12 protein-coding genes and 1 pseudogene are annotated in these 14690 nt (G+C 72.1%); 4 read left to right on the top strand and 9 right to left on the bottom strand.

All coding sequences use genetic code 11. The annotated features are described in order from the left end of the window. Positions 1-31: 31 nt before the first annotated feature. The 5 genes from ACIHAR_RS08625 to ACIHAR_RS08605 form a co-directional block, all read right to left on the bottom strand. On the bottom strand, positions 32-205 hold the full coding sequence (locus ACIHAR_RS08625) for a hypothetical protein (protein WP_365457351.1): 174 nt from the start codon (positions 203-205) through the stop codon (positions 32-34). A 146-nt stretch (positions 206-351) separates the two neighbouring features. Next, positions 352-1047, bottom strand: a complete 696-nt coding sequence (locus tag ACIHAR_RS08620; RefSeq protein ID WP_365457348.1) for a L,D-transpeptidase family protein — start codon at positions 1045-1047, stop codon at positions 352-354. Between the two features lie 271 nt (positions 1048-1318). After that, entirely contained in the window at positions 1319-2233 is a 915-nt protein-coding gene (locus ACIHAR_RS08615) for an SDR family oxidoreductase (protein WP_400018036.1), read from the bottom strand. Between the two features lie 194 nt (positions 2234-2427). Beyond that, positions 2428-3057, bottom strand: coding sequence for an MBL fold metallo-hydrolase (locus tag ACIHAR_RS08610; protein ID WP_365457342.1), 630 nt, complete (start codon positions 3055-3057; stop codon positions 2428-2430). Continuing rightward, positions 3057-4142 carry an S-(hydroxymethyl)mycothiol dehydrogenase gene (locus tag ACIHAR_RS08605; protein WP_365457339.1) on the bottom strand — a complete coding sequence of 362 codons (1086 nt, stop codon included), beginning with the start codon at positions 4140-4142 and terminating at the stop codon, positions 3057-3059. The genes ACIHAR_RS08610 and ACIHAR_RS08605 overlap by 1 nt, the downstream gene beginning before the upstream one ends. Positions 4143-4318: 176 nt before the next feature. On the opposite strand from ACIHAR_RS08605, the gene ACIHAR_RS08600 reads away from it, so the two are divergent. Further along, positions 4319-6076, top strand: a complete 1758-nt coding sequence (locus tag ACIHAR_RS08600; protein ID WP_400018033.1) for an ABC transporter ATP-binding protein — start codon at positions 4319-4321, stop codon at positions 6074-6076. Positions 6077-6291: 215 nt separating this feature from the next. Here ACIHAR_RS08600 and ACIHAR_RS08595 read toward each other — a convergent pair whose 3' ends face one another. Beyond that, a complete protein-coding gene (locus tag ACIHAR_RS08595; protein ID WP_365457333.1) occupies positions 6292-6582 on the bottom strand; it encodes a hypothetical protein in 291 nt (96 codons plus the stop codon). A gap of 159 nt (positions 6583-6741) precedes the next feature. Here ACIHAR_RS08595 and ACIHAR_RS08590 point away from each other — a divergent pair, with 159 nt between their 5' ends. Beyond that, positions 6742-7107, top strand: coding sequence for a nuclear transport factor 2 family protein (locus ACIHAR_RS08590; protein ID WP_365457330.1), 366 nt, complete (start codon positions 6742-6744; stop codon positions 7105-7107). 131 nt (positions 7108-7238) lie between these two features. Beyond that, a pseudogene (locus ACIHAR_RS08585) lies at positions 7239-8470 on the top strand (glycosyltransferase). A gap of 99 nt (positions 8471-8569) precedes the next feature. Here ACIHAR_RS08585 and ACIHAR_RS08580 read toward each other — a convergent pair. After that, positions 8570-9232 (bottom strand): TetR/AcrR family transcriptional regulator, encoded by a 663-nt coding sequence (locus ACIHAR_RS08580; RefSeq protein WP_400018030.1) that lies wholly within the window; start codon positions 9230-9232, stop codon positions 8570-8572. A gap of 172 nt (positions 9233-9404) precedes the next feature. On the opposite strand from ACIHAR_RS08580, the gene ACIHAR_RS08575 reads away from it, so the two are divergent. Further along, positions 9405-10658: a YncE family protein gene (locus ACIHAR_RS08575; RefSeq protein WP_400018028.1), complete on the top strand. Its 1254-nt coding sequence runs from the start codon at positions 9405-9407 to the stop codon at positions 10656-10658. A 116-nt stretch (positions 10659-10774) separates the two neighbouring features. Here ACIHAR_RS08575 and ACIHAR_RS08570 read toward each other — a convergent pair whose 3' ends face one another. Beyond that, the gene (locus ACIHAR_RS08570) at positions 10775-12628 is read right to left on the bottom strand and encodes a cellulase family glycosylhydrolase (RefSeq protein ID WP_400018026.1); all 1854 of its coding nucleotides are present in this window, start codon (positions 12626-12628) and stop codon (positions 10775-10777) included. Positions 12629-12702: 74 nt separating this feature from the next. Continuing rightward, the gene (locus tag ACIHAR_RS08565; RefSeq protein WP_365457318.1) at positions 12703-14673 is read right to left on the bottom strand and encodes a translation factor GTPase family protein; all 1971 of its coding nucleotides are present in this window, start codon (positions 14671-14673) and stop codon (positions 12703-12705) included. Positions 14674-14690 lie beyond the last annotated feature (17 nt).

Genomic DNA, 14690 nt, shown 5'->3' with positions numbered 1-14690 from the left:
CCGATGCGGGGACCCAGGGGTGGGGCGGCGGTCAGGCCGTCCCGTCCGGATGCGGGGCCGCGGCGGCCCACTCCATGACGAGCCGCTGGTACTCCTCGCGCTGCTCGACGCTCAGTGTCCCGCCCGACCGGAGCCACAGGGCCCGGATCTCCGCGTTGACCTCTTCGGCCGATCGCTCGGAGAGGGGTTCAACAGTGGTGGACATGGTGTGAATCTTACGGTGCCGGAGGTGAAGGCCGCGTGAGCAATACACGAACTTAACGGGCAAAACGGACGTGTTGATGGTCACGTCCGTCTGCCCGCCCCCCGCGCCGTCCGGGCCGGTCAGCCCTTCGCGCGCCGATCCGTCCGTCAGGTGCCCGGCTTGCGGCCGTAGACGAAGACGTCGTCGCCGTTCTTCAGCAGCGACCAGTACTTCTTGGCCGCGGTCCTGGTCATGTTGACGCAGCCGTGCGAGCCCGGCGGGTTCCACATGCTGACGCCGACGGAGTGGAAGGCCTGCCCGCCGTCGAAGAACTGGCTGTAGGGCATGGGCACGTTGTAGATGCTCGACACGTGGTCGATGTTGCGCCAGTAGACCTTCTTCAGGCCGGTGCGGGTCTCGTACCCGTTGCGGCCCGTGCGGACCGGGACGGGCCCGTAGACGAGCCTGCTGCCGTCCTGGATCCAGCTGATCTGGAGGGTGAGGTTCACGCAGGCGATGCGGCCCTTGTTGGTCGGGCACTTGCCGGCCTTGTTGGGCTTGCTGCCCACCGCCTTCTGCTTGTTCATGAGATCCATCACACCCCAGGTGACGGGCCCCGCGTAGCCGATGTTCGGCCTGATGCCGTGCTTGTTCTGGAAGGCCTGGATGGCCTTGCAGTCGGCGGTCGACTGCCTTCCGTCGACGGGCCGTCCGAGGAACTTCTCCACCTGCTTCTGGTACGGCCCCGCCTGCGTCGTACAGCTCGCGGCCTGCGCCGGCGCCGCGCCCAGCACGAGCGTCAGCGGGGCGACCAGCCCCGTGACCCCGAGTGCGACGGTCCCTCGTCTGCGTATGTCCCCCATGTCTGCCCTCTCCCTGGCGCGGTTGCGACGGTCTCGACCCACTAGACAGGCGGGCGGGGGTGTCGGTTGTAGTACTGCCCGAGCTGTGACGAAACAGTGAACTTCGGGCCCGTCGGCCCGCACGAGGGCGGCGGAGCCGGCCCGTGGGGGCAGGACGCTCCGGGAGCCGATGTCGAAGAACACCGCGGCGCGGCCGGCAGCGCCGCGCGAGAGCGTCCCACCCTTGAGCGGCTCTGCGAGATCGACCGGGCGGACGCCCTGCGTGCCCGCTCTACCGGTATCCCGTCGTGTCCGCCGGCTTGCCCGCGTCCTGCACCTCGACGAGGTACCGCCAGGCGTCGGGGCGGCTGCCGTCGAGGTCGGTGAAGCCGTACTCCTGGGCCAGGCCGCCGCTGGAGAGGGACTGCCCGTTGAAGCGGGACACCTCCGGGTCGGCGGCGAGGGCGGCGACGGCGCGGCCGACGTAGCGGGGCGTCTCCGAGATGGCGAAGTGCGGGACCTTGTCGAGGGCGTCGCGCCAGTTGTCCTCACGGACGCCGAAATGCTCGAGCATCATCTCCGAGCGCAGCCAGCCGGGGGTGAGCGCGAGGGCGGTGGCGCCGCGCGGGCCGAGTTCGTGGCCGAGGGAGAAGGCCATGCGCAGGACCGACGCCTTGGCGAGGTCGTAGAAGAAGCTGTTGCGGTAGGTGTCGCGGTTGTACTCGGCGGTGCCGTCGGTCATCTCGACGACCAGTCCGCCGGGGCGGCGCAGGAGGAGCGGCAGGGCGTGGTGGCTGGTGATGGCGTGCGTGTCGACCGCGAGCCGCAGCAGGCGGAGCCCGTTGTCGAGGTCGTGCTCCCAGAGCGGGGTGTCCCAGCCGAAGAGGTGCTCTCCGCCCCAGATGTCGTTGACGAGGACGTCGAGGCGTCCCTGCTCGTGCGCGATCCGCTCGACGAGTGCGCGGACCCGGGCGGGATCGAGGTGGTCCGTGGGTACGGCGATGCCGTGGCCGCCGGCCGCGGTGACCAGATCGGCGGTGTCCTCGATCGTCTCGGGGCGGTCGTACTCGGAGCGGTGGTCGCGCGTGGTGCGCCCGGTGACGTAGACGGTGGCGCCGGCCGCCCCGAGTTCCACGGCGATGCCCCGTCCCGCGCCCCGGGTCGCCCCGGCGACCAGCGCCACCTTGCCGTCCAGCGGAAAGGACATGTCCGACCTCCTGTGGTGTTCCGTCGATGCCGTCATCGAGGATCGCGGGGAAGCCGGACACCTTCTGTCGTCTTTTCCGGGGGATCACCCGGCCGGGGGCGGCCTGTTCGCCGGCGCCGCGGAGCCCGGCGCGCACCACGGGCGGTCGCCCTGGTGCACGCCGGATGTCCGCGATGCCGCGGTCGGCCGGTGCCTCAGTGGCCCCGGGCGATCCACTCGTCCAGGTGGGGCGCCTCGGCACCGATGGTGGTGGCGTCGCCGTGGCCGGTGAGGACCTTCGTCTCGGGTGGGAGGGTCAGCAGCCGGTCGCGGATCGAGGTGATGATGGTCGGGAAGTGGGAGTAGGAGCGGCCGGTGGCGCCGGGGCCGCCCTGGAAGAGGGTGTCGCCGGTGAAGAGCGCGCCGAGCCCCGGGTCGTACAGGCAGACCGCGCCGGGCGCGTGCCCGGGGGTGTGCAGCACGGTGAGGTCGGCGCCCGCGGCCTCGATGACCTGGCCGTCTGCCAGATGGGCGTCGGGCTCGCGGCCGGGGTGGGTCATCTTCCACAGCGGCAGGTCGTCGGGGTGCAGCCAGATGGTCGCACCGGTCAGGTCCGCGAGGGCGGGCGCGGCGCCGATGTGGTCGTTGTGGGCGTGGGTGCAGACGATGGCCGTCAGTCGGCGGTCGCCGACGGCGGCGGCGATGGCCTCGGCGTCATGAGCGGCGTCGATCACGACGGCCTCGTGGTCGTCGCCGACGATCCAGACGTTGTTGTCGACGTCCCAGGTGCCGCCGTCGAGGGTGAACACGCCCGAGGTGACGAGGCGTTCGATGCGCGCGGTCATCACAGCACCACCACCGAACGCAGGACGTCACCCTGGTGCATCCGCTCGAACGCCTTCTCCACCTCGTCCAGTTGGACGGTCTCCGTCACGAACGCCCCCAGGTCCAGGCGGCCCTGCAGATGCAGGTCGATCAGCATCGGGAAGTCACGGGAGGGCAGACAGTCGCCGTACCACGACGACTTGAGCGACCCGCCGCGGCCGAAGACGTCCAGCAGCGGCAGTTCCAGCTTCATCTCCGGCGTCGGGACGCCGACGAGGACGACCGTCCCGGCCAGGTCACGGGCGTAGAAGGCCTGCTTGTAGGTCTCCGGACGGCCGACCGCCTCGATCACGACGTCCGCGCCGAACCCGCCGGTCAGCTCGCGGATCGCCTCCACCGGATCCGTCTCCTTGGAGTTGACCGTGTGGGTGGCGCCCATCGAGCGGGCGGTGTGCAGCTTGCGCTCGTCGATGTCCACGGCGATGATCTTCGCCGCTCCGGCCAGGCGCGACCCCGCGATCGCCGCGTCCCCCACCCCACCGCAGCCGATCACGGCCACGGTGTCGCCCCGGCCCACGTTGCCGGTGTTGATGGCCGCGCCGATCCCGGCCATCACCCCGCACCCCAGGAGCCCCGCCACCTGCGCCGACACGGACGGATCGACCTTCGTGCACTGCCCGGCCGCCACCAGCGTCTTCTCCGCGAAGGCCCCGATGCCCAGCGCCGGCGACAGCTCGGTGCCATCGGTCAGGGTCATCTTCTGCCGGGCGTTGTGGGTGTCGAAGCAGTACCAGGGCCGGCCCCGCAGACAGGCGCGGCACCGGCCGCACACCGCCCGCCAGTTCAGGATCACGAAGTCACCGGGTGCGACGTCGGTGACGCCCTCGCCCACCGACTCCACCACGCCCGCCGCCTCGTGCCCCAGCAGGAAGGGGAAGTCGTCGCTGATCCCGCCCTGCTTGTAGTGCAGATCGGTGTGGCAGACCCCGCACGCCTGGATCTTCACCACCGCTTCCCCGGGCCCCGGGTCCGGCACCACGATCGTCTCCACCCGCACCGGCTCGTCCCTGCCCGGTGCGATCACCCCACGCACTTCCTGCGCCATGGTGCTGCCCTTTCGTCGGCGGCCATCACTGTCCCTGCACCGACCCTACGCGCGACCGATCGGTAACAGCACGCACAACAGGGCAGGTCACCGCCCGGAACCCTTGCTTCCGGCCACCTGCCGGGGCCGCCCACGTACGCTGAACGGCGCCATCCGTCCCCGTCCCGAGGAGCCCCGTGAGCACCGCAGAAACGGCCGCCGTCCCAGCCCCGTGGCGTCTGCTGCTCGGCTATGTACGGCCGCACCGCTGGTCCCTGCTGGCGGGGGCGCTGCTCTCCCTGGTCACCGGGGCCACCGGGCTGTTGCTGCCGCTGGTGGCACGGGGGTTGATCGACGACCTCGCCGCGGACCGGGCGATCACGGGCGCGTTGCTCGCCCTGTCGGCCCTGGTGATCGCCAACGCGGGGGTCGGCGCGCTGGGCTCCTACGTGCTGCGGCGCACGGCCGAGTCGGTGGTGCTCGGGGCGCGGCGGGCGCTGTCGTCGTATCTGCTGCGGCTGCGGATCACGGCGGTGGACCGCAGCGAGCCGGGTGACCTGATGGCCCGCATCACCTCGGACACGACCTTGCTGCGGGAGGTCACCACCGACTCCCTCGTCGGCCTCGGCACGGGCGGGTTGACGCTGGTGGCGACGGTGGTGCTGATGGGGGTGGTGGACCCGGTGCTGCTCGGGGTCACCCTGGCGGTGGTCCTGGGCGCCGGCACGGTCCTCGGGGTGATCGTGCCGCGTATCAACCGGGCCAGCCGGCAGGCGCAGGACGCGGTCGGTGTGATGGGCGCCTCGCTGGAGCGGGTGCTCGGCGCGCTGCGCACGGTGAAGGCGTCGGGCGCCGAGGAACGTGAGGAGCGGACCCTGCACGCGGCGGCGGAGGAGTCGTGGCGGCAGAGCGTGCGGGCCGCCAAGTGGTCGGCGGCGGCGGGCAACACGGCCGGTCTGGCGATGCAGACCGCCTTCATCACGGTGCTCGCGGTGGGCGGGGCGCGTGTCGCGACGGGCGCGATCGACATCGCGACGCTGGTGGCCTTCCTGCTGTACGTCTTCTACCTGATGTCGCCGATCCAGCAGGTCGTCGGGGCGATCACCCAGTACCAGACGGGCGCCGCCGCCCTCTCCCGGATCCAGGAGGCGCTGCGGCTGCCGGCCGAACCGGCGGCGGTCGGGCCCGACCCGTTGCCGTCGCCCACCGCCGAACCGGCCGCGCTGGCCTTCGCCGACGTCCGCTTCCGGTACGCCGACGACCTGCCGTACGTCCACCACGGGGTGACGTTCGAGGTGCCGGCCCGCGGGATGACCGCGTTCGTCGGCCCGTCCGGCGCCGGCAAGACGACGGTGTTCTCGCTCATCGAGCGGTTCTACGACCCCGACTCCGGCACGATCACGCTCGACGGCCGGCCCCTCACCGACTGGGAGCTGCCCCGCCTGCGGTCCGCCATCGGATACGTGGAGCAGGACGCCCCCGTGCTGTCGGGCACCCTGCGCGACAACCTGCTGCTGGGGAACCCGGAGGCCGGCGACGACACGGTGCGGCGCGTCCTGAAGACGACGCGGCTCGACGATCTGGTCGCCCGGCTGCCCCAGGGCCTGGACACGCTGGTCGGGCATCGCGGGACCAAGCTGTCCGGCGGGGAGCGCCAGCGGGTGGCGATCGCCCGCGCCCTGCTGCGCAGTCCCCGTCTGCTGCTGCTCGACGAGGCGACCTCGCAGCTGGACGCGGTGAACGAGGCGGCCCTGCGCGACACCGTCGCCGACGTGGCCCGCACGACCACCGTCCTCGTCGTCGCCCACCGTCTGTCGACGGTGACGTCCGCCGACCGGATCGTCGTCATGGACGCGGGCCGGGTCCGCGCGGTGGGCACGCACCGTGAGCTCGTGGCGGCCGACCCGCTGTACGCGGAGCTGGCGGCGACCCAGTTCCTCGCCACGGCCGAGTGAAACGGCTCGGACCGGGCCGCGCGCCGGGCGGATCTCGTGCGGTGCGCCGGGGTGCGTCCGGGAACCGTCCGGCGCGTCGGGCCGGGACGGCTCCCGCCAGGGCTTCCTGACGCACCCGGGGCTGGGTTGCCCTTTCGCGGGGCGCGACCGGCCACGCTCACGCGATGGGGCCGCCCGGACAGCCGGGCGGCCCCACACGGGAGAGCAACGGCGTCTCAGACCTCGACGGCGGGCAGCACCTGGGTGGCCGGCGCGGCGAGGTCGGTGAGCTGGTGCAGCTTGTTGAGTTCGTGCGCCTTGCTCACCTCGGAGAGCTGCCGGGAGACCGGCGGGTACTCGTGCCGGTGCTCGGCGGGGATCTCGCTCATGGCGAGCGCGTCCAGCGTGGCGATCGGGCTCAGCTTGCCCGCGTCCGGGGCTTCGGCCGCGTTCGCCAGGGGCGCGGCGAGGCCCGTGACCCCGGCGGCGAGAGCGGCGGCGGCGACGATGCGTCGAGTGGAGATCATGCCCTCAGCAACGCGCCGGGCGGCCGCGCGGACACGGGCGCTCACCCGACAGGCGGAGCGCACGCCCTGCGCTTGCCGGGGCCCATGAGGCGGAGGAGCCTCGAAGGTGAGGGCCCGGCCATCCGTTCCCCGTCGGCCGGGGCCGCCGAGGAGGTCATCATGGGCAGCGCGGCACGTTCCGCCTTCGACACCGAGACCCTGCGCAGGGGCATAGAAGGACAGACCGCGACGACACTGCTGTCGCTGTACGCGGACGACGCCGAACTGCGCGTCGTCGACCACAACACCCAGCCGAGCCACCCGAAGGTCCTGCGCGGCCGTGACGAGATCGCCGAGATGCTCGAGGACGTCTACAGCCGGGACATGACGCACAAGCTGGAGGAGTGCATCATCCAGGGCGACCGGGTCGCCTACTGCGAGTCCTGCGAGTACCCGGACGGGGTGCGCGTCCTCGCCGACTCGATGATCACGCTGCGCGACGGCAAGATCGTCAGGCAGACGCTGATCCAGGCCTGGGACGAGTAGCGAGCGCGCCGCCGGGTCCGGGGCCGCCCGGCCCGGCGGGCGGATATTTGCGCAAGTGGCCGCTTCTGCAGGGCTGTTCGGCCTGTCGTCGGCACGATGCCCTCATACTGTCCGTCGTGCGAGTGGCGATCATGACGGCGGGCTCCCGGGGCGACGTCGCCCCCTTCACCGGACTGGGACACGGGCTCGTGCGCGCGGGCCACGAGGTCACCCTGGTCACCCACGCGCGGTTCGCGCCGCTGGTGACCGGCTCGGGGGTGGGCTTCCATCCGCTGCCGGTCGACCCGCGGGAGGAGCTCGAGTCGGAACGCGGCCGGGGACTGCACCGCAGCACCACCGGCACGGGCAAGCTGCTGGTGCTGGCGCGGATGGCGCGGGCGCTGGTGGGGCGGATGACGGACGACCTGGTGGCCGCCGCCCGGGTGAACGACGTCCTCCTGCTCTCCGCCTCGGTGGCGCCGCTGGGGCACACCATCGCGGAGGGCCTGTCCCTGCCGAGCCTCGGCCTCGCACTCCAGCCCGTCGCGCCCACCCGGGAGTTCGCGCCGCCGATGCTCGGGGGCGGCTCCTGGGGCCCGCTCGGCAACCGGCTCGCCGGCCGCGGTGTCGAGCTGGCCGTGGAGCAGGTCTTCGCCCCGGTCCTGCCGGCGGTCCGCGCCCGGCTGGGGCTGCCCGCCGCCCGCCGCGGCCTGGGCACCGGCCCACGGGGGCGCGCCCACCGCGCCCGGCCCATGCTGCACGGCTTCAGCACCCGGCTGGTGCCCCGCCCCCGTGACTGGCGGCCGGGACTGGACATCACCGGTTACTGGTGGCCGTACGACCGTGAGAGCGAACTTCCCTCTTACGTAAAGGAGTTCCTGGACGCCGGTCCGCCGCCGGTCTTCGTCGGACTGGGCAGCGCGACCGTGCCCGACCCGCGGCGGCTGAGCGCCGACATCGTGCGGGCGCTCAGAGGGCCGGTCTGCGCGAGGTGATCCAGCGGGGCTGGGCCGGTCTCGCCGCCGACGGCGACGACATGCTGACCCTCGACGAGGTCCCCCACTCCCTGCTCTTCCCGGAGATGGCCGCGGTGGTCCACCACTGCGGCGCGGGCACGACGGCGGCGGGGGTGCGGGCCGGCGTGCCCGCCGTACCGGTGCCCGTCCAGTTCGACGAGGGTTTCTGGGCGGACCGGCTGGTGGGCCTCGGGGTGGCTCCGCGGGCCGTCCCGCTGCGCGGGCTGACCGCCGACGCGCTGGCCTCGGCGCTGGTGCGGGCCACCCGCGAGGCCGGTTTCCGGGACCGGGCGGGGCAGTTGGGGGCGCGGGTCCGGGCGGAGGACGGGGTGGGGCGGGTGGTGGAGGCGGTGGGCCGGACGGGGTGACCGTGGTCGATGACGGGGCCTTCGACACCGGACGGCGCGGCTCCCGGCCCGGGCCGCACGCACACCGACGGGCCGGGCGGCCCGCGGTCGGCGCGCCGGTCAGGGGCCGTCGGCTCCCCACTCCACAGGGCGCAGGATTCCGAGCAGCTGCCGGACCAGCTCGTCCACGACCTCGTCCAGCGTCGCGTCCACCCAGCCGGCGCTCCAGTCGTGGAGGAGGCCGTTGACGCTGCCGATGAAGGCCGTCGCCGCGAGGCGGTAGTCGCGGGGGGCCGCCTCGCCGCGGGCGGCGGCCGCCGTCGCCTCGGCGCAGATCAGCTCCACCCAGCGGGACCGGCGGGCCAGCCGCTGCTCCTCCAGGCGCGGGCTGACGCCGACGATCTCGACGAAGGTGATGCGGATGCGGCGCGGATCGGCGGTGACGTTTCCGGCGTAGGCGCGGAAGATCGCCGTGACTCGTTCGGCCAACGGCAGGTCCTGGGCGGCGGCGAAGGCGGCCACCACCGCCTCCTCGGCCCAGTCGTTGACCTGGAGGTGCAGTGCCGCGAGGACGTCCTCCAGGGTGCGGAACTCCTCGTAGAACTGGCGCGTCGACAGACCGGCCGTCTCGCTGAGTGCCGCGACCGTCGTGGCCCGGTATCCGGGGGTGTCACCGAACAACCGCAGCGCCGCGTCGAGGAATCTCCGGCGCCGCTCGGCCTGCCGTTCCTCGGCGGACCTGCCGGCGTAACGGCCGGTCGGCGCCCTCAGCCTGCCCGCCAATGACCCTCCTTCGTCGCTCCGTGGGTCGATTTTGTCGTGCACGCGGTCTTGTGGTGGAGGGCACCCCTTCCTTACTTTCCAGTAAGTCCATTCTGAACGCGGCCGTGTTCAGATTCGGTCCGTGCTTCCCCTTGCCTGTGCACCCGCCCCCACCCCAGAGGAGAGAGCAGTCATGCCTGCCATCAGACCCAGGCACCTTTGCTCCATGGCCGCCGCCCTCGTCCTGACCGTCACCGCCCCCGCGACCGCCGCCACGGCCGCCTCCGGCGCCGACGTTGCCGCGCTGCGCGAGGTGATGTTCGTCGGCAACAACTGGGAGGGCACCGCCGACGTCATCAAGTCCACCGGTGACTTCGCGAAGATCGGCCGGATCAACGTCATCCCCGACAAGAACCAGCGGATGGCGGAGATCAACGCCGACCCGATCCGGTGGATCGCCTTCATGACCATCCGCAACAGCGTCGGCGAGGGCCACGACCAGTTCGTCGACGACATGTACTCCACGCCGGACGGCACCTCGGTGGTCGTCTCCCGGCCCAGCTTCGCCGACGTCGTCTCGATCGACCTGTCCACCGGAGCCGTCAACTGGCGCTTCCCCGTGTCCGGTTACCGCTCCGACCACATGGCCGTCTCCCCCGACGGCAAACGGGTCGCGGTCTCCGCGTCCACGTCGAACACCGTGCACGTGCTGGACATCGAAACCGGCAGGCAGCTCGGTTCGTACTCCACCGGGGACAAGCCGCACGAGAACATCTTCACCAAGGACGGCAAGCAGATCTGGACCATGTCGATCGGCGAGGTGAACACCGCGCTCGACGCGCCGTGGCTGGACTGGACGAAGGGCGACCGCCGCATCACCGTCGTCGACGCGACCACCTACCAGCCGGTCAAGGTCATCGACATGCGCCGGCGGCTGGACGCGATCGGCCTCACCGACTACTCGGACGCCGTGCGCCCGGCCGTGTTCTCCCCGGACGAGTCCAAGCTGTACTTCCAGGTGTCCTTCTTCAACGGCTTCTTCGAGTACGACATCGCCACGGACAAGATCACCCGGACGAAGACCCTGCCGAAGAACCCGGCGACCAGCGACGACCGCACCACCTTCGTCAACGACTCACGCCACCACGGGCTGTCGATGAGCCCCGACGGCAGCAAGCTGTGCGTCGCGGGCACGATGGACGACTACGCGACGGTGGTGAACCGCACCACTCTCCAGGAGGGTCCGCTCGTCACCGCCTCCAAGCCCTACTGGGCCACGGTCAGCGGCGACGGCAAGAGCTGCGTCGTCTCCGAGAGCGGCACCGACCAGGTCACGGCGATCGATTTCGCCACCGGCAAGAAGGTCGTGTCGGTGCCGGTGGGCGACCACCCACAGCGCGTGCGGCTCGGCCATGTCGCGGCCGACTGGACGAGCCCGGCGGGCTGACGCGGCCGAAGCGCCCCGGCGCGGCCGGCCGTGCCGCCCGGAACGGCCGGTCCGCCGTCACCGGCGCCGGTACCGCGGGGCACCCCCGCGGTACCGGGCCCGTCGGGCCGGCGGTCCTACCGCAGCTTCTGCGCGACCCACGCGGACAGTTCGGAGCGGGCGGCGGCCAGCAGGGAGGCGGACGGCGAGGCCGCCCCGTTGGTCACCAGGGCGTAGTGCACGGTGCTCGCGTCGGGTGCGGTGAGCAGCAGCCTGCGGCTGCCGGTGCCGCCCGGTTCGAGGGCCGCGGCGATCCCGGTGGCGCTCGTGTACGCGGGCGGTCCGTGCACGGCGCCGAGGTCGGAGACGACGGTGGTGGCCGCGGTGGGGAAGGAGGCGGGCAGGTGCAGTTCGGTGGGTGCGGTTCCGCCGTTCGACCGCCACACCAGCAGGCCGTACTGGCCGGAGCCGACGAGTCGCGCCACGTTCGGCAGGGAGCTCGGCACCGGGTTCCAGGTGAGGGTGGTCGAGCCGTCGCGGGAGCGGTCCTCGTAGGTGAAGGCGAGGGTCGTGCCGCTGGTGGCGCTCGGGTACATCCGGTCGAGCAGCCGGGCGTCCTGACGCAGCGTCACCTTCCCGGTGTCGTCGAGGCGTACGGCGGAGAGGTCCTCGTCGTTCCAGGCGTCGCCGGCGGTGAGCACCTTGTCGGGGTTGCCGTTCATCAGCTCGTGGTGGCGGCCGTGGTAGATGTCCCACTGCCACTGGTTGCCGGAGAGGACGGGTCCCGAGGCGGCCGGTGTCGTCCACCAGCTCGCGCCCTTCACGCGGGAGTCGAGGGCCTGGTACATGGCCTTGAGGACGGTCGGCGCCTTGTCCGAGACCGCGCCGGCGAGGGGGTGGCCGAACTCGCTGACCACGGCCGCCGTCCCGGCCGCCGCCGCCCGGTCGCGGACCGTGCCGAAGTCGGTGACGTACTGGCCGTCGGCCGCCTTGCCCCACATCAGGATCCCGGAGATGGCCTTCTGGTCGTAGAAGTGGGTGTTGAAGACGTAGCGGGAACCCAGGGTGCCCGCGTCGAGCAGACCGCCCTCCTCCTTGCTGACGTTGCCGTTCCAGAAGAGGTTCGGTTCGACGAAGGCGGGTTTGTCCTGCCAGCCGGCCGCGTCCATCCGGGCGCGGAACCGCACGTAGAACGGCCACAGCAGGTCGCGTTCCCAGGTGCGGCTGGTCTGGCCGGAGTCGTACATGCCCGCGTACGGCTCGTTGTAGGGGTCGAAGCCGACGACGCCCGCGAACTGCTCGGCGGTCAGGTGCTGTCTGACGTACGCCATCGTCTGCTGGGCCATGTCGAGGAAGGAGTCCTGGAGGCCGTGCGCGTTGTGCCAGAAGTCGTGCTGGGCCGCCTTCACCGCGCCGTTCTGGGTGATGTTCTGACCCCAGAGGAAGCAGATGCCGCAGGACTCGTCGGGGTAGTCGCCGAGGTCCACGGCCCACTGGGGGGCGCCGTCGCCGGTGTACCAGCTGTCGGTGTCGAACAGGTACCGGGAGTAGAGGTCCTGGTGGAAGTCGGGGTAGACGCGGACGCCGGCGTCGAGGAAGGCGCGCATCTGGTCGGTGGCGGCTGCCAGGTAGGCGGTGTCGACCTGGCCGCGCACGGGTTCGGCGTAGGCCCAGGAGAGCAGGAAGCGGACGGAGTTGCCGCCGCCGAGGGCACGCAGGGCGGCCGCCGACTTCCTGGCGTCGGCGGCCGAGGCGAAGGGCAGGCCGTCGTTCTCCGCGAGCTTGGTCTCGCCGGAGACGTTGTAACCGCGCAGGACGACCTCACGGCCCGTCGCGTCGACGAAGCGGCCGCCGGAGACGGTGAGGGGGCTGCCGTCGAAGGAGAGGGAGTCGGGGACGGTGGCGGCGGTGGCGGTCGGGGTACCCGCCACCGTCAGGAATCCGCAGAGGATGACCAGAACAGCGAGCAGACGTGCCCGAATATTCGGCATGTCCACTACAGTCCGACCCTTTCCGGACACCGTCAATACCACCTGACCCCCGAGTAAGTTGACTGTCAGTCAGGTCAGGGTGTCACTCGGCCCGCCACGTTCAACAGGTACTCCTTCCGGTTCAGCGGGTTGAAGTCGGTACGCGGACGCTCGGGGGGTGTGCCGCCGGCGACCGGCGCGTAGTGGTCGAAGGCACTCTCCAGCTCGCCCTCGCCGCGGGTCAGGCCCGGCAGCCGCTGCTCCAGCGCGTGCACCCGGGCGGCCGGCACCGCGCCCTGCAGGACGCACCGCGCGCCCCGAGTCCGCGTCGCGCCCGGTACCGCCCGCAGCGCGGCGAGCACCGGCAGCAGCGCGCCCAGCGTGTCCGCCGGCGCCTCGATCGTGAAGCGGTGCATCGGCTCGTACACCCGCGTGCCCGCCCGCCGCAGGGCCTCGATCAGGACCAGCGGGGTCAGGCCGCGGAAGTCGTGGCCCGTGCTGGACATGCTCTTGTCGAAACCCTGGTGGGCGTGGCTCTGCCGGGGCGAGTAGCCGGAGTGGGTCATGGTGACCGCGACGTCGGTGACCTGCCAGCCGTGCAGCCCCTGACCGAGCGTCTCGCGGACGGTGTCCTCCACCGCCTTGAAGAACGCGTACGGCATGGAGCCCAGCTCCACCTCCAAGCCGAAGGTCACACCCGTGCCGGGCGGCGCCGGATCGACGCGCAGGCCCACGGTGGCGAGGAAGGGGTTGGCGCCCTTCTTGTCGAACTCGACGGCGGATCCCGTGCCGGCCGGCCGTTCGACGCACAGGGGAGTCGTCCCGCGAAAGGTGACGTCGACGCCGTACTCCTCGGCGAGGGTCGCCTGGACGACCTCCTTCTGCACCTCGCCGTAGAGGGACACGGACGTCTCCTGACGGACCTCGTCGTGGCGCAGGCCGATCAGCGGGTCCTGCTCGGCCAACTGGGTGAGGGCGAGGTGCAGCGAGCGGCGGTCGGTGCCCGGACCCGGCACGACGACCGTCTCCAGGGTGGGCGGTGCGAAGACCCGGCCGGGCGGCGTGCGCGGCAGCCCGATGCTGTCGCCGACCCTCACCTCGGCCAGACCCCACAGCCGGGCGATCCGGCCCGCCGTGACCGCCTCCTCCCGTACGTCCGTGCCGTGGTCGAAGACGGCGAGCGCGGTCACCTTGCCCTCCCGGCGGGGCTCCCCGGATCCGAAGGAGACGCGGTCACGGGTGCGCAGGGTGCCCGAGAAGAGGCGGGCGTAGGCGATCTTCTCCCCCGCCGGGCCCCGTTCCACCTTGAACACCGTGCCGGAGAGCGGGCTTTCGGGGTCCCCGCCGGCCGGCGGCAGCAGCTCCCTGATGCCGTCGATCAGTTCGGGCACGCCCGCGCCGGTCATGGCCGAGCCGAAGTGCACCGGATGGACGAGGCCGCGGCGGGTCTGGGCGACGAGGGCCGCGCGCAGCCGCTCCGGCGCGAGGTCGCCGTCGACGTACGCGGCCAGGAGGTCGTCGTCGTGGTCGGCCAGGACGTCCGGGGCGATACGGCCGGTCCGGAACGCGGCGCGGTCCGTGCCGAGTCCCGTGACGGTTCCCATCGGGACGACCGGCACCGACAGGCGGCCGGAGAGCTCGCTCAGGACGCCCTCGTACCGCGCCCCGCGCCGGTCGATCTTGTTGACGAAGACCAGCGTGGGGATGCGCAGCCGCCGCAGGGTCCGCATGAGGACCCGGGTCTGCGCCTGGACGCCCTCCACCGCCGACACGACGAGGACGGCGCCGTCGAGGACGCCGAGGACGCGTTCCACCTCGGCGATGAAGTCCGGGTGGCCGGGGGTGTCGATGAGGTTGACGGTGATGTCGTCGACCGGGAAGGAGACGACGGCCGACTTGATGGTGATGCCGCGCCGGCGCTCCAGTTCGAGCGTGTCCGTCTGCGTGCTGCCGGCGTCGACGCTGCCGATCTCGTCGATGATCCCGACGGAGTGCAGCAGCCGCTCGGTGAGGCTGGTCTTACCGGCGTCGACGTGGGCGAGGATCCCGAGGTTGAGCAGGTGCACGAAGCGTCATGTCCTTC

It is taken from the genome of Streptomyces sp. NPDC052016 (genome assembly GCF_044548445.1).
Classification (GTDB): domain Bacteria; phylum Actinomycetota; class Actinomycetes; order Streptomycetales; family Streptomycetaceae; genus Streptomyces.
This window is presented reverse-complemented; position numbering and strand designations above follow the sequence as displayed.